The organism is Mesorhizobium sp. C399B (genome assembly GCF_030323185.1).
GTDB lineage: Bacteria > Pseudomonadota > Alphaproteobacteria > Rhizobiales > Rhizobiaceae > Mesorhizobium.
In genome coordinates, this window is the sequence record NZ_CP100472.1 from 5,005,166 (window position 1) to 5,022,296 (window position 17,131).

At 63.7% G+C, this 17,131-nt stretch carries 16 protein-coding genes and 1 pseudogene; 16 read left to right on the forward strand and 1 reads right to left on the reverse strand.

Annotated elements, in window-relative coordinates:
• The first annotated feature begins 48 nt into the window (after positions 1-48).
• The 14 genes and pseudogenes from NLY36_RS23775 to NLY36_RS23835 all read left to right on the forward strand — a co-directional run bounded on the left by NLY36_RS23775 (position 49) and on the right by NLY36_RS23835 (position 13,755).
• A complete protein-coding gene (locus NLY36_RS23775) occupies positions 49-1,623 on the forward strand; it encodes a phytoene desaturase family protein (RefSeq protein ID WP_023726249.1) in 1,575 nt (524 codons plus the stop codon).
• 112 nt (positions 1,624-1,735) lie between these two features.
• A complete protein-coding gene (locus tag NLY36_RS23780) occupies positions 1,736-3,265 on the forward strand; it encodes an ABC transporter substrate-binding protein (protein WP_023686913.1) in 1,530 nt (509 codons plus the stop codon).
• Between the two features lie 33 nt (positions 3,266-3,298).
• Positions 3,299-3,411 (forward strand): annotated as a pseudogene (locus NLY36_RS31840) (endonuclease domain-containing protein); the annotation flags it as partial.
• A 42-nt stretch (positions 3,412-3,453) separates the two neighbouring features.
• Positions 3,454-4,461: an ABC transporter permease gene (locus NLY36_RS23785; RefSeq protein ID WP_023667796.1), complete on the forward strand. Its 1,008-nt coding sequence runs from the start codon at positions 3,454-3,456 to the stop codon at positions 4,459-4,461.
• Positions 4,454-5,302, forward strand: coding sequence for an ABC transporter permease (locus NLY36_RS23790; protein ID WP_023667797.1), 849 nt, complete (start codon positions 4,454-4,456; stop codon positions 5,300-5,302). Before NLY36_RS23785 ends, NLY36_RS23790 begins: the two co-directional genes overlap by 8 nt.
• A complete protein-coding gene (locus NLY36_RS23795) occupies positions 5,299-6,177 on the forward strand; it encodes an ABC transporter ATP-binding protein (protein ID WP_023735691.1) in 879 nt (292 codons plus the stop codon). The genes NLY36_RS23790 and NLY36_RS23795 overlap by 4 nt, the downstream gene beginning before the upstream one ends.
• Positions 6,170-7,000 carry an ATP-binding cassette domain-containing protein gene (locus NLY36_RS23800; protein ID WP_023699865.1) on the forward strand — a complete coding sequence of 277 codons (831 nt, stop codon included), beginning with the start codon at positions 6,170-6,172 and terminating at the stop codon, positions 6,998-7,000. The genes NLY36_RS23795 and NLY36_RS23800 overlap by 8 nt, the downstream gene beginning before the upstream one ends.
• 77 nt (positions 7,001-7,077) lie before the next feature.
• Positions 7,078-7,677, forward strand: a complete 600-nt coding sequence (locus tag NLY36_RS23805) for a VOC family protein (protein WP_023735690.1) — start codon at positions 7,078-7,080, stop codon at positions 7,675-7,677.
• Positions 7,678-7,818: 141 nt separating this feature from the next.
• The gene (locus NLY36_RS23810) at positions 7,819-10,113 is read left to right on the forward strand and encodes a bifunctional salicylyl-CoA 5-hydroxylase/oxidoreductase (RefSeq protein WP_023695189.1); all 2,295 of its coding nucleotides are present in this window, start codon (positions 7,819-7,821) and stop codon (positions 10,111-10,113) included.
• Positions 10,110-10,883, forward strand: coding sequence for an SDR family NAD(P)-dependent oxidoreductase (locus NLY36_RS23815; protein ID WP_023695190.1), 774 nt, complete (start codon positions 10,110-10,112; stop codon positions 10,881-10,883). Before NLY36_RS23810 ends, NLY36_RS23815 begins: the two co-directional genes overlap by 4 nt.
• Positions 10,877-11,347, forward strand: coding sequence for a MarR family winged helix-turn-helix transcriptional regulator (locus NLY36_RS23820; RefSeq protein WP_023667803.1), 471 nt, complete (start codon positions 10,877-10,879; stop codon positions 11,345-11,347). The genes NLY36_RS23815 and NLY36_RS23820 overlap by 7 nt, the downstream gene beginning before the upstream one ends.
• Complete coding sequence (locus tag NLY36_RS23825) at positions 11,344-12,156, forward strand: enoyl-CoA hydratase family protein (RefSeq protein WP_023735689.1); 813 nt, start codon at positions 11,344-11,346, stop codon at positions 12,154-12,156. The genes NLY36_RS23820 and NLY36_RS23825 overlap by 4 nt, the downstream gene beginning before the upstream one ends.
• Complete coding sequence (locus NLY36_RS23830) at positions 12,156-13,304, forward strand: acyl-CoA dehydrogenase family protein (protein WP_023695191.1); 1,149 nt, start codon at positions 12,156-12,158, stop codon at positions 13,302-13,304. The genes NLY36_RS23825 and NLY36_RS23830 overlap by 1 nt, the downstream gene beginning before the upstream one ends.
• Positions 13,305-13,359: 55 nt before the next feature.
• Complete coding sequence (locus NLY36_RS23835) at positions 13,360-13,755, forward strand: RidA family protein (RefSeq protein ID WP_023667806.1); 396 nt, start codon at positions 13,360-13,362, stop codon at positions 13,753-13,755.
• Between the two features lie 23 nt (positions 13,756-13,778).
• Here NLY36_RS23835 and NLY36_RS23840 read toward each other — a convergent pair whose 3' ends face one another.
• Complete coding sequence (locus tag NLY36_RS23840; RefSeq protein ID WP_286462608.1) at positions 13,779-14,870, reverse strand: LLM class flavin-dependent oxidoreductase; 1,092 nt, start codon at positions 14,868-14,870, stop codon at positions 13,779-13,781.
• A gap of 120 nt (positions 14,871-14,990) precedes the next feature.
• Between NLY36_RS23840 and NLY36_RS23845 the strand changes: the two genes are divergently transcribed.
• Complete coding sequence (locus tag NLY36_RS23845; RefSeq protein ID WP_023686922.1) at positions 14,991-15,752, forward strand: HpcH/HpaI aldolase family protein; 762 nt, start codon at positions 14,991-14,993, stop codon at positions 15,750-15,752.
• A 155-nt stretch (positions 15,753-15,907) separates the two neighbouring features.
• Complete coding sequence (locus NLY36_RS23850; RefSeq protein WP_023695194.1) at positions 15,908-17,107, forward strand: pyridoxal phosphate-dependent aminotransferase; 1,200 nt, start codon at positions 15,908-15,910, stop codon at positions 17,105-17,107.
• Positions 17,108-17,131 lie beyond the last annotated feature (24 nt).

Genomic DNA, 17,131 nt, shown 5'->3' on the forward strand with positions numbered 1-17,131 from the left:
ATATGCATCTGCAATTATCTTTAAGCATAAAGGAAATGGGAACGGGGCGTGAGCGAGTTCGACGCCATCTTTGTCGGGGCGGGCCACAACAGTCTGGCGTGCGCTGCGCATCTGGCGCTCAAAGGCTGGAAAACCGGGATTTTCGAGCGCAGTGCAGCAATCGGCGGCGCCGTCCAGACCCACGAATACACCCTCCCAGGCTTCCGGCACGATTTCGGTGCAATGAATCTGAGCCTGTTCGCCGGCTCCGCCTTCCACCGGAAATATGCAAATGAATTGAAAGCACAGGGTCTTGAGTTCGCGCCGGTCGCCGACTGTTTTGCCAGCGCCTTCCCGGACGGACGCTGGTTCGGCGTCAGCAACGATCTGGAAAAAACCACCGGCCGCATGGCCGCTTTCTCCGCCGCCGATGCCGCGACCTGGCGTAGACTGGTCGCCGCCTTCCCGGCAGAGGCCGAGCATCTGTTCCGGCTGCTGGGCTCGCCGATGAGTGCCCGCGCGCTTGCCGGCACCGCCTGGAACCTGTGGCGCAAGAAGGGCATGTCGGGCGCATTCGACACCGCTCGGCTTTTGCTGTCATCGCCGCGCGCCTGGCTGGAGGAAAATTTCGAGTCCGCGCATGTGCGGGCAACGCTTGCCACCTGGGGCATGCATCTCGACTTTGCACCCGACACCGCCGGCGGCGCCGTGTTCCCCTATCTGGAATCCATGGCCAACCAGACCTTTGGCATGGTGATAGGCAAGGGCGGCGCCGACACGATCATCCGGGCGCTGGCAGGTATGGTCACCTCGGCGGGCGGCAAGATCGTCACAGGGACAGAGGTTGCCGAAATCACCGTTTCCGCCGGCAAGGCGACCGGCGTGCGGCTTGCGTCCGGTGAGACGCATACGGTAACCAAGGCGGTCATTGCCGGCGTCGCGCCCAGGGCGCTGACCGGCAAGTTGCTGCCCAACGGTTCCGGCGACACCGGCTTCGACACGGCTATGCAGAAGTTCCGGCACGCGCCGGGCACGATGATGATCCATCTGGCGCTCGACGACCTGCCGGACTGGCGCGCCGGGGCCGAGCTGCGGCAGTTCGCCTATGTGCATCTGTCGCCCTCGCTCGACGCGATGTCGCGCACCTATCAGCAGGCGATGGCGGGCATGCTGCCGGACCAACCGGTGCTGGTCGTCGGCCAGCCGACAGCGGTCGATCCGTCACGCGCGCCGCAGGGCAAGCATGTGCTGTGGGTGCAGGTGCGCATGCTGCCCGCCGAAATCCTGGGCGATGCGGCCGGCAAGATCGCGCCCGCGCATTGGGATCAGGTCAAGGACGTCTATGCCGAACGCGTGCTCGACACCATCGAGATCTACGCACCCGGACTGCACGCGAAAATCCTCGGCCGTGCAGTGTTCTCGCCAATCGACCTCGAGCGTGAGAACCCCAATCTCGTCGGTGGCGACCAGGTCTGCGGCAGCCACCATCTGGCACAGAATTTCCTGTTCCGCCCGGCGCGCGGTTATGCCGGCTGGAACACGCCGGTCGGCAATCTGCATCTCATAGGCGCCGCGACATGGCCCGGCGCCGGCACCGGCGCGGCCTCCGGCTTCATGCTCGCGCAACAGCTTGGCGGGAGGTAGCTCGCAAGATTTCATGAAGGCGACGAGAGGCAAGGCGCTGCTGCCCACGAAGCCCGGATCGATAAACTGATAGTGCCGCGCAAAGACAACAAAACCAACAAGGGGAACGACCATGACAATCAACAGACGAGAATTGCTGGGATACAGTGCCGCGGCACTTGGGGTGGCGGCGATCGGCCTGCCTGAGATCGCCAAGGCGGCAGCGGGCGAGCTGACCATCGCCTATAACGTCAACCTGCCGTCCTGGGATCCGACCACCGGACCCTCGGCCGTCAACCCGACGATCCAGGGCCTCTACCAGTCAGTGTTCGACCAGTTCATTCCGCAAAAGCCGGACCTGTCCTTTGCGCCTGGCCTGCTCACCGAATGGGGCTGGAACGAGGATCGCACCAAGGTGACGATGACGGTGCGCGAAGGCGTGACCTGGCATGACGGCTCGCCCTTCACGCCCGAGGACGTGGTCTGGTCGCTGCAGCGGGCGGGCGACGAAAAGACCGGCAATCCGATCCAGTTCGTCTGGAAGAACGTCAACAATTTCAAGATCGACGGCAACAAGATCACCGGCGACGTCGTGCAGTTCGATCCGGTCTACTTTAAATGGATGTCGTTCCTGACCGGCTACATCCTGCCGAAGGCCTATTATGAGAAGGTCGGCGCCGAAGGTTTCGAGAAGGCGCCGATCGGCACCGGCCCTTACATGGTGGAAAAATTCGAGCGAAATGCTTTCCTCCGACTGAAGGCCAACCCGCACTATTGGGGCGACAAGCCGGCCTTCGAGAATGTGACGATCAAGTTCGTCACTGATGCGGCGAGCCGCGTTGCCGAAATCGAATCCGGTTCCTCGCAGGTGACGCTGGAGGTCCCCTATGAAGAGTATGACCGGCTGATCGCCAAGGACGGGCTTGCCGGCTCGTGCAAGCCCGTTTCCGACATCGGCATGATCTTCTTCAACGACATCGAAGCGATGCTGGACAAGAACGTCCGCCAGGCCGCCGTCATGGCTGTGGACAAGGAGCTTCTGGTCAAGCGGCTGCTGCGCGGCTATGGCCAACCGATCGCTACGCTGGAGACCCCGGAGTACACGGCCTTCGACGCCTCGATCAAGGTCGAGCACAATCCGGAAAAGGCCAAGGAGCTGCTCGCGGCTTCCGGCTATTCGCCGGAAAAACCGGTCAAGTTCACCATCCAGACGACCAAGGGCTTCAAGCCCAAGGATTATGAGATGATCCAGGCGATCGTCGGCATGTGGCGTAAGGTCGGCATCGAGGCGACGATCGAGGTCTACGAGATCGCCAAGCACTATGAACTGCGCGCCGCCGACAAGCTGGCGCCGGCCGCCTTCTACAATTGGGGCAACGCCATCGGCGATCCGACAACGTCGACTGGTTTTGCCATGTATGGGCCGAGCCCGCATTCGGTGTGGGACAGCCAGGACCTGATCGACATGATCAATCCGCTCTGGGGCGAGAAGGACGAGGCCAAGCGCATCGCCGGCTGGAAGGCTGTCGACAAGTATATCGCCGAGCAGGCCTATGTGCTGCCGCTGATTCAGTATGCGCAACCTATCGTGCATGCCAAGGGCGTCAACGTGGTGCAGCATGTGTCCGGCGCGCTGCTGCCGGCGCTGATGACCCCTGCCTGATATCGGCTTGTGGGCGCCACCCTTCGCTGAGCGGCCCCCTCATCCGGCCCTTCGGGCCACCTTCTCCCCGCTGGGGAGAAGAGACCAGCTCAGCTGTCCGTGACCTCTTCTCCCCTCGGGGAGAAGGTGGCCGCGAAGCGGACGAATGAGGGGGCTCTTCGTTAGAAACGCACTGGGCCAACACCAGAATGCTCCTGCAACGATTCCTGATCCGTCTGCTGACGATGCTGATCACGCTGTTCGGCGTGGCTGTCGTCGTCTTCGTCGTGATCCGCGTCGCGCCTGGTGACCCGATCGCCATGATGCTGCCCCCCGGTGCGACAGATGCCGACATCGACCGGCTGCGTGCACTCTACGGGCTCGACAAGACCATCGTGCAGCAATTCTTCATCTGGCTGTCCGGCGTCGTCAGGGGCGATTTTGGCACCTCGATTTCGCTCAGGCAAGATGTGCTCAGCCTTGTCTTCAATCGTTTGCCGGCAACGCTGGAACTTGCCATCATCGCGCTCGTCATGGCGGTTGGGCTCGGCGGCACGACGGCGATCCTCGGAGCCCGCGAGCGCGGCACGGCGGTCGAAGCCGGCATCGATATCGCCAGCGGCGCCGCCCTTTCCATTCCCGATTTCCTGTGGGGCCTCGTGCTGATCCTTTTGTTTGGCGTGCTGGTGCCGATCTTCGATATCTCCGGCCGCGTGTCGCCGCAGCTCGATCTGCCCTTCGTCACCCAGTTCTATTTCTTCGAGAGCTTGCTTCGGCTGCGCTTCGACCTGACCTGGGATCTGCTGAAACACATGCTGATGCCGGCAGTAGCCTTGGCATTGCCGCTGGCGGCAATCATCGCGCAGTTGCTGAAACAGTCGCTGAAGGAAGTGCTTGACCTCGACTATGTCGTGCTGGCGCGGGTGAAGGGGTTTTCGGAAACGCAGGTTATCCTGCGCGAGGCGCTGAAGAACGCTGCCTTGCCGACACTGACTCTCGTCGGCGTCCAGTTCACCTTCCTTGTCGGCGGCACGGTCATCGTCGAGCGGCTGTTTTCCTACGAAGGGCTCGGCAACATGGCGATCGATGCCGTCATCAACCGCGACCTGCCGCTGATCCAAGGCATCGTGCTGGTGTTCGCGCTGCTGTTCGTGCTGATCAATCTTGCAGTCGACATGATGTATGCGCTGCTCAATCCGAGGCTGCGCCATGGGTGAGGCACGCATGGCCCGGCGCGGATTGGGCCTGAGGCTGTGGCTGGCCGGCGGCTGGCTGCTGCTGGTACTTCTTGCGGCGATGTTCGCGCCGCTGGTGGCGCCGCAGGACCCGCTGGCGCAGGATCTGATGCTGGAGCGGCTGCCGCCCTTCTGGCTCGATGGCGCCGAGCCCGGCTATTGGCTGGGCACCGATAGCCTCGGCCGCGACCTCTTGTCGCGGCTTATCTTCGGCGGCCAAATCGCCTTCATCGTCGCCTTCGCTGCGGCGATTGCCGCCTGCCTTGTCGGCTCGACGCTCGGATTGGTCGCCGGCTATTTCGGCGGCTGGGCCGACCGCATCATTTCACGCATCGTCGATGTCTGGATGGCATTTCCTCCGGTGCTGTTCGCCATCCTGCTGGTCGCGGTGCTCGGCACTGGTCTCAGCTCCGTCATCCTCGCCATCGCCATCATCGACTGGACGCGCTTTTGCCGGGTGATCCGCGCCGAAGCGATGGGCCAGTCGCGCATGGACTATGTCGAGAACGCCCGCATCGCCGGCTATGGCCGCATCGGCATCATGCTGCGCGAGGTGCTGCCCAATGTGGTGCCGTCGATCGTGGCACTGCTGTCGCTGGAGATGGGCATCGCCGTCATCGTCGAGGCCATCCTGTCCTTCGTCAATCTGTCGATCTCGACCGACGATCCGACCTGGGGCGGCATCATCGCCGAGGGCCGGCTGTCGATCCATCAGGCCTGGTGGGTGCTGGTGTTTCCGCTTGTCACGCTGATCCTCACCGTGCTGTCGTTCAGCCAGTTCGGTGAGGCGCTGAAGACACGCTTCGATCCGGTGCTGCGATGAGCGCTTGCCTGGATATTGCCAATCTGAGCGCCGTGCTGCCGAACGGCCAGCGCGTGCTGCGGTCGGTGTCGCTCTCCGTGCAGCCGGGTGAGGTGCGTGCTCTTGTTGGCGAGAGCGGCGCCGGCAAGACGATGATCGGCAAGGCGGTGCTCGGTGTGCTGCCGTCAAGCGTGCGCATCGTCGAAGGCGCCATGCAGCTCGAAGGCGAAGACCTCGGCAGGCTGCAGCCCAAGGCAAGGCGCACGCTGATCGGCGCTCGCACGGCGCTGATCCCGCAAGATCCGTTGACTGCGCTCAACCCGTCGCGCCGCATCGGTCCGCAGATGACTGACCGGCTGGTGCGCATTCTCGGCTGGAACGGTGACAAGGCGGACAAGCGTATCCGGCAATTGTTGGATGAGGTGCAGATCCGCGATCCCGACCGGGTGCTGAAATGCTATCCGCACGAGCTGTCCGGCGGCATGCGCCAGCGTGTGCTGATCGCCGCCGCCTTCGCCGCCGAGCCACGGCTGATCGTTGCCGACGAGCCAACAACCGCGCTCGACGTGACCGTGCAAAAGCAGATCCTGCGCCTGATCGCCGAGTTGCAGCGCGAGCATGGCACCGCGATCCTGTTCGTCACCCACGATCTCGGCGTCGTTGCAAAGATCAGCCAGCAAGTGTCTGTGCTCTACGCCGGCAAGGTGGTGGAAGAGGCTAATACAGCCGCTCTCTTCGCCGCGCCTGAGCATCCCTATACGCGGGCATTGATAGCCGCCACGCCACGCTACACCCATCCCTTGGCCTCGCTGAAGCCGGTGGACGAGACCGTGCTGGCCGGGCTTGCCGCCGAGATCGGCGCGGCAGACCAGGCGTGGAGGCGGCCGCATGGTTGAGCCGCTGTTTTCCGTGCGCGGGCTGAAGGTGGCGCTGCCCGACATGACCCGCAAGCCGCTGATCGGCCGCGCGCCGCTGGCCGAGATTTTGAAAGGACTGGACTTCGATCTGCCGAGAGGTTCGGTGACCGGCATCGTCGGTGAATCCGGGTCCGGAAAATCGACGCTCGGCCGCACGCTTGTCAGACTTCTGGAGCCGAGCGTCGGCAGCATCCATTTCGAGGGCCGCGATATCGCCCATCTGCCGGATGCGGAGCTGCGACCTCTGCGCCGCGACCTGCAGATGATCTTCCAGGACCCGATGTCGTCGCTCAACCCGCGTCGCACCATCGCCGGCATCATTGCCGCGCCGCTCAAGCAGAATGGGCTTGGCGACAGGCTTAGGGAACGCGTCGCCGAGGCATTGCATCGCGTCGGCCTGCCGCAAAGCTTCGCTAGTCGCTATCGTCATGAACTGTCGGGCGGGCAGCGCCAGCGCGTCGGAATTGCGCGCGCGTTGGCGCTTTCGCCGAAATTCGTGCTGGCCGACGAGATCGTCTCCGGCCTCGACGTATCGACGCAGGCGCAGATCCTCACCCTTTTGGAGAGACTGGCCGCGGAGATGGGGCTGACGGTCGCCTTCATCAGCCACGACCTGTCGGTCATCCGGCGGCTGTGCCAACAAGTGATCGTGATGCGCGAGGGCAGGATCGTCGAGGCGAGCGCCACCGATGCGCTGTTCGACAATCCCAGGGAGACCTACACGCGCGACCTGCTTGCCGCCATCCCACTGCCTGAGATCGACGCGGACTGGTTGCGGCCAGCAACGAAAGCGCCGGCATAGGACTGTTCACCCACCACGCCGAACAGCGGGCTTCGGACGTGCATGAGGGCAAAATCAGCCCGCGAACGGAGGGTAATATGAATTACGCAGCCCGCGGCACGATGCTTGCCGCGATCCTGTTCTGCTCGATGGGAACGGCTTCGGCCGATGCGATCCCCGGCATGCGCGGCCACGACCACACCGGCATCACGGTGCCCGACATGAAGCAGGCAGTCGACTTCTTCACCGAAGTCGTCGGCTGCGAGAAGGCGATGTCGTTTGGTCCGTTCGCCGATGACAAGGGCACCTTCATGCAGGATCTTCTGGGCGTCGATCCGAAGGCTGTCATCGAGCAGGTCACCATGGTGCGTTGCGGTTATGGATCGAACATCGAGCTGTTCAAATACACCGCGCCTGACCAGAAGGATTTGACTCCGAAGAACAGCGATATCGGCGGCTTCCACATTGCCATGTATGTCGATGATGTCGCCGCGGCGAAAGCCTATCTCGACGGCAAGGGGGCGAAGACGCGGATGGGTCCGCTGCCGGTCAAGGAAGGTCCGGCGGCCGGCCAGACCATTCTCTATTTCCAGGCGCCATGGGGATTGCAACTGGAGGCGATCAGCTATCCCGATGGGATGGCCTATGAGAAGGGTGCCGAGACTGTGCTGTGGAGCCCGAAGAACCCGGACAAGTGATTTCCAGAGCGCGCTTGCGGGGCCAGCCCGCAGGCGCGCCACCCGTTTCCAGCAATCGTTCCAACATGAAACTTTAAGCTTGAAATATTTTATCTCCGGCGCGATACTTGATATGCAGCAAGCGAAGAGGAGATCGCACGGATGAAGGTTGCGGTTCTCGGTGGCGGACCAGCCGGCCTCTACTTTGCCATTTCAATGAAGCTGCGGGACGCCGCCCACGAGATCACGGTGTTCGAGCGCAATCGCGCCGACGATACGTTCGGCTGGGGCGTCGTGCTGTCGGCCGAAACACTCGACAACCTTGCCAAAAACGACCCGGTCAGCGCTGTCTGGATCAAGAAGCATTTCGCCTATTGGGACGACATCGCCGTCATCCATGACGGCGTGCGCACGGTCTCGTCGGGCCACGGTTTCTGTGGCATCGGCCGCAAGCGGCTTCTGGTCCTGCTGCAGCGACGCGCGCGCGAACTTGGCGTGAGGCTGATGTTCGAGAGCGATATCGCCGACCCTCAGCCCTATATGGAGACGCATGATCTGGTCGTCGCCGCCGATGGGCTGAACTCAAGGGCGCGCAACACCTTCGTCGAAGTCTTCAAGCCCGACATCGACACCCGCAAATGCAAATTCGTCTGGCTCGGCACCAACCAGAAATTCGACGACGCCTTCACCTTCATCTTCGAGAAGACCGAGCATGGCTGGGTGTGGGCGCACGCCTATCAATTCGACAGCGAGACAGCGACCTTCATTGTCGAGTGCAGCGAACAGACCTGGGCTGCCTTCGGCTTCGGCGCCATGTCGCAGCAGGAATCCATCGCCGTCTGCGAGCGCATCTTTGAGAAACATCTCGGCGCCCACGCGCTGATGACCAATGCCAATCACATCAGAGGTTCGGCCTGGATCAATTTCCCGCGCGTGCTGTGCGAACGCTGGTCCTACAAGAACCTGGCTCTGATGGGCGACGCGGCGGCCTCGGCACATTTCTCGATCGGCTCCGGGACCAAGCTCGCATTGGAAAGCGCGGTGGCGCTGGCCGAATATGTCAAAACCGAACCGGACCTCGACGCCGCCTTCCGCAAGTATGAGGATGCGCGCCGCACCGAGGTGCTGAAGCTGCAGTCGGCGGCGCGCAATTCGCTGGAGTGGTTCGAGGAGGTCGAGCGCTATCTCGGCCTCGATCCGGTGCAGTTCAATTATTCGCTGCTGACCCGCTCGCAACGCATCAGCCACGAGAATTTGCGGCTGCGCGATGCCAAATGGCTTGAAAGCGCCGAGGAATGGTTCCAGCGCCAGGCAGGGGCAGGCGGCAACAGGCAGCGCCGGGCACCGATGTTCGCGCCGTTCAAACTGCGCGACATGCAGCTCAACAACCGCATCGTCGTTTCGCCGATGGCGCAGTACAAGGCAGTCGATGGCTGCCCGACCGACTGGCATTTCGCCCACTATGCCGAGCGTGCCAAGGGCGGCGCCGGGCTTGTCTATATCGAGATGACCTGCGTCAGCCCGGAAGGACGCATCACGCCCGGTTGTCCCGGCTTCTATGCGTCCGAACATGAGGTGGCGTGGAAGCGGCTGGTCGATTTCGTCCACACCGAGACCGAGGCGAAAATCTGCGCCCAGATTGGCCATTCCGGGGCCAAGGGCTCGACCCGTGTCGGGTGGGAAGGCACCGACGTGCCGCTCGCCTCGGGCAATTGGCCGGTCATGGCGGCCTCGGCGATTGCATGGTCGCCTGAGAATCAGGTGCCGAAAGCCATGGACCGCGCCGACATGGACGAGGTGCGTGACCAGTTCGTCGCGTCCACCGAGATGGCAGATCGCTGCGGTTTCGACATGCTCGAGATCCATGCCGCGCATGGCTATTTGCTGTCGTCCTTCATCACGCCGGTCACCAACCAGCGCACGGATGAGTATGGCGGTTCGCGGGAAAATCGCATGCGCTATCCCCTGGAAGTCTTCCATGCGGTGCGCGCCGCCTGGCCGGCGCGAAAGCCGATTTCGGTGCGCATTTCGGCCAATGATTGGGTCGGCATCGAGGGTGTGACGCCGGCCGATGCGGTGGAGATCGCGCGCATGCTGCACGAAGCCGGCGTCGACATCTGCGACGTCTCGGCAGGTCAGACCTCGATTGCCGCCAAGCCTGTCTATGGCCGCATGTTCCAGACACCATTCTCGGACCGCATCCGCAACGAGGTCGGCATGGCGACGATGGCGGTCGGCAACATCTATGAGCCGGACCATGTCAATTCGATCCTGATGGCAGGCCGCGCCGACCTGGTGGCCCTGGCACGGCCGCATCTCGCCGATCCCTACTGGACGCTGCATGCGGCGGTGAGGCTCACTGACCGTGGGGTCAAATGGCCGGATCCCTATCTTCCCGGACGCGACCAGATCTACCGGCTGGCCGAGCGCGATGCGGCGGCGGGGCTGAAAGTATGACGACGGCCTTGGCGATTTCAGGCAAACATGCGCTGGTCACTGGCGGCGGCTCCGGCGTCGGCCGGGCCATAGCACTCGTGCTGGCCGAGGCCGGCATAGAGGTGACCATATGCGGGCGGCGCGAGGCCGAGCTTGCCAAGGTGGCTGGCGAGAACGACCGCATCCACGCCATGTCAGCCGATGTTGCCAACGAGGCGGCGGTGACATCGCTCTACGCGCAAGCGGAAGCCGTGCGCGGCCCGTTCGACATCGTCGTCGCCAATGCCGGCATGGCCGGCAGCACGCCGGCGCACAGGACCTCGCTTGCCGACTGGCAGCGCACGCTCGACGTCAATCTGACCGGCGCCTTCCTGACGGTGAAGCCGGCGCTGGCCGGCATGGCCGCGCGCAAGGCGGGCCGGATCGTCTTCGTCGCCTCGACCGCAGGGCTGAAAGGCTACGCCTATGTCGCACCCTATGTGGCGGCCAAGCACGGCGTCGTCGGGCTGATGCGGGCGCTGGCCGCCGAGACGGCGAAATCCGGCGTGACCGTCAACGCCGTTTGCCCGGGCTTCGTAGAGACCGGCATGCTGGAGGAGTCCATTCAGCGCGTCGTCGAAAAGACCGGCCGCTCAGTCGAGCAGGCGCGGGCGAGCCTTGCCTCGACCAACCCGCAAGGCCGTTTCATCCAGCCGCAGGAAGTTGCCTCAGCGGTGCTCTGGCTGTGCGGCGATGCGGCTGCGTCGATTACCGGACAAGCAATTTCGATCTCAGGAGGCGAAACATGGTAGCCGGCCCATTGCCCGCGCCGTCGGGACCCGGCAAGGACCGGCTGCGTCTCTGGATCAGGCTGCTGCGCGCCTCGCGCACGATCGAAGCGGAGTTGCGCGAGCGCCTGAAGAAGGAATTCGATACGACGCTGCCGCGTTTCGACGTCATGGCCGCCCTCTACCGCGCGCCGGAAGGCATGCTGATGAGCGATCTGTCGCGCTTCCTGCTGGTATCCAACGGCAATGTCACCGGCATCGTCGACCGGCTTGTTTCGGAAGGGGTGGTCGCGCGCGCGCGCCGCAATGGCGATCGCCGCACATCCATGGTGCGACTGACCGACGAGGGTTCCAAATCTTTTGCCGCAATGGCCGCGGCGCATGAGGGTTGGATCGGAGAATTGCTGGCCAAGGTCAGCGAGGAGGATGCGCGCCGGCTGACCGGCATGCTGACCTCGTTCCGCAGCAACTGGGAGGGACGCGAATGAGTTCGATGGCCGGCCTCAAGCCGAAGCACTTCCTTTGGGAAGTCGAAGGCAGGATCGCCAAGGTGCGGCTCGACCGGCCGGAGCGCAAGAATCCGCTGACCTTCGACAGCTATGCGGAACTGCGCGACACGTTCCGCGATCTCGTCTATGCCGACGACGTCAACGCCGTGGTGTTCCTGCCCAATGGCGGCAATTTCTGCTCGGGCGGCGATGTCCACGACATTATCGGCCCATTGGTCAAGATGGACATGAAGGAATTGCTCGCCTTCACCCGCATGACCGGCGATTTCGTCAAGGCGATGCTCAACTGCGGCAAGCCGATCATCGCGGCGGTCGACGGTGTCGCGGTCGGCGCCGGCGCCATCATCGCCATGAGCGCCGACATCCGCATCGCCACGCCGGAGGCCAAGACCGCTTTCCTGTTCACCCGCGTCGGCCTTGCCGGCTGCGACATGGGCGCCTGCGCGATCCTGCCGCGCATCATCGGCCAGGGCCGTGCCGCCGAATTGCTCTACACCGGCCGCACGATGACGGCAGCGGAAGGCGAGCGCTGGGGCTTCTACAACAGGCTGGTCGATGCCGCAGTGCTCGAGGCCGACGCGCTCGAGATGGCGGCGCGCATCGTCTCGGGTCCGACCTTCGCGCACGGCATCACCAAGACGCAGCTCAACCAGGAATGGTCGATGGGCCTCGACCAGGCGATCGAAGCGGAAGCGCAGGCGCAGGCGATCTGCATGCAGACGCGTGACTTCGAGCGCGCCTACAAGGCCTTCCTCGCCAAGGAGAAACCGGTGTTCGAGGGCAATTGATGGCTGACAAGAGTTTCCTCAACTGGCCGTTTTTCGAAGACCGGCATCGCGAACTCGCCGAACGCCTTGATGCCTGGTGCGCCAGGAACCTGCCCGTCGATCACCACGACGTCGATGCCGCCTGCCGCGAGCTGGTGGCGAAACTTGGCCGCGACGGCTGGCTGAAGCCGACGGCGCTCGATACCGACAATCCGGGACCGCTCGATGTCCGCACCTTGTGCATCACGCGCGAGACGCTGGCGCGCCATGACGGGTTGGCCGACTTCGCCTTCGCCATGCAGGGGCTCGGCACCGGCGCGCTCAGCCTGTTCGGCACACCCGACCAGCAGCAATGGCTGGCAAAGACCAGGGCCGGCAAGACGATTTCCGCCTTCGCGCTTTCGGAGCCACGCTCCGGGTCGGATGTCGCCAACACCGAAATGATGGCGAGCCGCGATGGCGACTTCTATATCCTCAGCGGCGAGAAGACCTGGATTTCCAATGGCGGCATTGCCGATCTCTACGTCGTCTTTGCCCGCACCGCCGAGGCACCGGGTGCCAAGGGACTTTCCGCCTTTCTCGTACCCGCTGATACCAAGGGGCTTGGCATTGCCGAGCGCCTTGAAGTGATCGCGCCGCATCCGCTGGCGCGGCTTTCCTTCGATCAGGTCCGGGTGCCGGCTTCGGCGCTGATCGGCAAACCGGGAGACGGCTTCCGCATCGCCATGTCGGTGCTTGACGTGTTCCGCTCCACGGTCGGCGCGGCGGCACTCGGCTTTGCCCGCCGGGCGCTGGACGAAAGCATCAGCAGGGTGGCCGAGCGCAAACTTTTCGGCGCTCCGATGGCAGAGCTGCAGATGGTGCAAGGCCATATCGCCGACATGGCGCTGGACATCGATGCCGCAGCGCTGCTGGTCTACCGCGCTGCCTGGACCAAGGACATGGGCGCGGCTCGTGTCACCCGCGAGGCGGCGATGGCCAAGCTGTTCGCCACCGACAAGGCGCAAGAGGTGATCGACAAGGCTGTGCAGCTGCATGGGGGGGACGGCGTCCGCAAGGGCCATATCGTCGAGAGCCTCTATCGCGAGATCCGCGCGCTACGCATCTACGAGGGCGCATCCGATGTGCAGAAGGTGGTGATCGCACGGCAGGTGATGGGCGCGGCCTGACAGCGACGTATTTGATTTTGAGATTTGGTTTTAAGAATACCGGGGAGGCTTGAAAATGCACGAGATCCTGCAGCCGGAGGGCTGGGCGAAACCGGTAGGCTACGCCAACGGCATTGCCGCGCGCGGCAGGCTCGTCTTCGTCGGCGGACAGGTCGGCTGGAACGGGCAGTGCCAGTTCGAGACCGACGATTTCGCCGGCCAGGTGCGGCAGACGCTGCAAAACATCGTCGCCGTGCTGGCGGAAGCCGGCGCGGAGCCACGGCACATCACCGCGATGACCTGGTATTTCACCGACAAGGCCGAATATCTCGGCAATCTCAAGGGTATAGGCGAGGCCTATCGCGAGGTGATCGGCCGGCATTTTCCAGCGATGGCCGCCATGCAGGTGGTGGCGCTGGTGGAAGATCGCGCCAAGATCGAAATTCAGGCAACCGCCGTCATTCCGGATTAACGAATTCGTTATTCCCGGATTGATCAGCAGCGCAGCCCCGCCCGCTTCAGCAGCGGAAATACGTGGTCGCAGAAATAGGGCAGTTCCTGGGTGTAGTTGACGAACGACAGCGCGATGCCCTGGTAGCCATGCCCGGCTATTGCCGCCATCTCGGCGGCAATCGTCTCCGGCGTTCCAACCAGCGGGTAGGTGCCGGCGCCGCCGGCGAAACGCTGCCGGTAGCGGTCATAGTCATGCGGGTCATGCGACTGCGAGAACTCCTTCTTGCCTGCCATATGAGCATCGACCGCATCGTGGTCGACCAGATCGACGGCATAGCGCGTGTAGTAGGCCTGCGCCTCTTCCATGGTTGGGCGGCAGACGACATGCGCCACCGTGTAGACCCCGACGTTGCGGCCAACCTTGTCGGCCCGCTCGCTGATGTCGGCGACATGCTTGCCGGCATCGCTCATTTCCGAAAAGGTCGTGAACAGATAATCGCATCGGGCGGCGGCGAAATCCCGGCCCGGGCCACCGAAAGCAGCGTTCATGGTCACTGGGCGTGGAACCTGCAGGCTCGCCGGCCGGCTCACCGCCTCCTTGAGCCGATAGTAGGTGCCTTCATAGTCCAGAGGCTGGTCCGAGGCGTAGAGCTTTTCCAGGATTTCGATCCATTCGGCGGCCTGGTCGTAGCCCTTCTCGACCAAAGGCGTGCCGAACATGCCGAATTCCTTCGGGTTCCAGCCGCAGACGATGTTCAAGCCGGCGCGGCCCTGGCTGATATGGTCGACAGTTGCCAGCGCCTTGGCGGCATAGAGCGGATGCACCAGCGGCACATGCACGGTCATGAACAGGCCGATCTGCTCGGTGGCCACCGCCAGAGCTGCTGCCCAGGTGAAGGTCTCGAACGACCATTCGCGCACCTTGTTGCGGCCGCCAAAGCCACGCCAGCGCGCGATCGGAAGCATAAATTCCAGCCCGGCGCGGTCGGCGATCTGCGCCGCCGTCAGATTGTCCTGCCAGCTTGCCGTCCAGCGTTCCGGCACATCGGTGATGGCCAGACCGCCATCGGCATTGGTCGAAAAGACGCCGAGCTTCAGTTTGTTCGAGCCGTGCAGGGGATGCGTTTTGATCATCATGGGAACTCGTGGCGGGAGACCGACACGCTAGGCCCGCGCAAAAATATTTCAAGCCTGAAATAGCTTCGCCTCGCCGCCGATTGCGGATATGAATTTGGAGGGGAAAAGGGGATGGATATGAGCGCGTTCCGTCAGAAGTGCATCGGCAAGACCAATCTCGTCGGCTCCTTCGCCGCTATTCCCCATCCCGTCGCCGTCGAAGTGATGGCGCTCACCGGCCTCGACTTCGTCTGCATCGACTGGGAACATGCCCAGATCGCGCGCGACACGATCGAAACCATGGTGCGCGCGGCCGACGTGCATCGCGTGCCGGCCATGGTGCGTGTTCCCGGTCATGCGCCGGAAGCTATCCAGGCGGCGCTCGACAGCGGCGCACAAGGCGTGCTCGTGCCGCGCGTCTCGACCGCTGCTCAGGCCGAGGCGGCGGTGAAGGCCTCGCGCTATCCGCCGCTGGGCGAGCGCGGCGTCGGGCCTGGCCGCGCGGCCGGCTATGGCTATCGCATTCCCGAATATCTGGCCGCGGCCAATGACAGGGTGGTCGTCGCGGTCCAGGTCGAGACATCGGAGGGGCTGGCCAACATCGAGGCGATCGCGGCCATAGACGGCATCGATGTGGTCTTCGTCGGCCCCGGCGATCTCTCCGTGTCGATCGATGCGATCGGGCCGAAAGGCGTGGACAAGCTCAATGAGGCGATCACAAGGATCATCCGCGCGACCGTCGCGCATGGCAGGACATCGGGTATATTTTGCGCCAGCCCACAGACGATCAGCCAGTGGGCCGCTATCGGCGCGAGCTTCTTCGTGCTGGCCAGCGATACGATGTTTCTTGGCGCCGGCGCTGCGGCCAACTGCACCGCTGCGCGCGCCGAGCTGCGGTAGACGGGCGGGATCGGGCAAAAACTTTTTAAGCTTAAAACTTTTTCCTTGAAAAGCGCAGCACATTGGATAGCATCCAAACTCGATGGCGACTGTCGTGCCGGTGGGGCTTGCCGGGCAGTCCGTCGCGGTGCTCCGGGTGGGAGGGGTTTCAGTCCTTGTCGTTCATACTGCCCCAGTCATCGTCCAGCGCGCGTTATGCTTTCGACGGCGTACGTGCCCAGATCCGTGACCTGCACACCGAAAACATTGCCAACCTTGCCGTGCGCGCCCGAGAACTGGGCGACGTGATCGCGCTCTGGTACGGCGAAGGCGACATGGTGACGCCCGCTTTCATCCGCGACGCGGCGAAGGCCGCCTTCGATGAAGGCCAGACGTTCTACGTCCCTAACATGCGTGGGCACCCCCTACTGAACGAGGCGCTGTCGGAATACCAAACGCGCATTCACGGCCGGACGATCCCGATTGCGCGCACCACGGTCACGCCCGGCGGCATGCAGGCGCTGTACCTGGCGCTGGAACTGCTGGTCGATACCGGCAGCACCGTCGTCTATGTCGCGCCGCAATGGCCCAACATCCACAACGCCATCCATCTGATCGGCGGCGAGCCACGGCCGTTTTCGCTCGACTTCAAGGGCGACTGGCATCTCGATCTCGACCGGCTGTTCGCCACTTGCGATGCGCGTACCCGCGCGATCTTCCTGTCGACGCCGTCCAACCCGACCGGCTGGACCGCGTCGCGCGATGAGATGCAGGCGCTGCTCGACTTCAGCCGGCGCACCGGCATCTGGATCATCTCCGACGAGGTCTATGGCCGGCTCTATTTCGAGGGCAATGTTGCGCCTTCCATCCTGCAGATCGCCGAGGATGGCGACCGGGTGCTGTCGGTCAACAGTTTTTCGAAAGCGTGGGCGATGACCGGCTGGCGCATCGGCTGGCTGACGCATCCGTCGGGGGTAGCCGACCAGCTTGGCGCCATGACGCAGTATGTCAACAGCGGCACCGCCGCGCCGATCCAGGCCGGCGCTGTCGCCGCCATTCGCCAAGGCGAGCCGCTGGTCGAGGAGATCAGACAGCGGATCAAAACCGGCCTCGACCTTGCCTATGACAGGCTGGCCCAGATTCCCGGCATCATCCTGCCGACGAAACCGCGCGGAGGCATGTATGCCTTCTTTGCCATGGACGGCGAAAGCGACGCCCGGCAGGCCTGCGCCAGGATACTGGAGACGGCGCGCGTCGGGCTGGCTCCCGGCCACCTCTTTGGAAATTCGGCAGCGGCCTTCCTGCGGATGTGCGTGTGCCGTGAACGCGACCAGATAGCGACCGCGCTCGAGCGCATGGTCGCCGCCATGAATTGACGCCCCGCTGGGAGGTGGGACGGC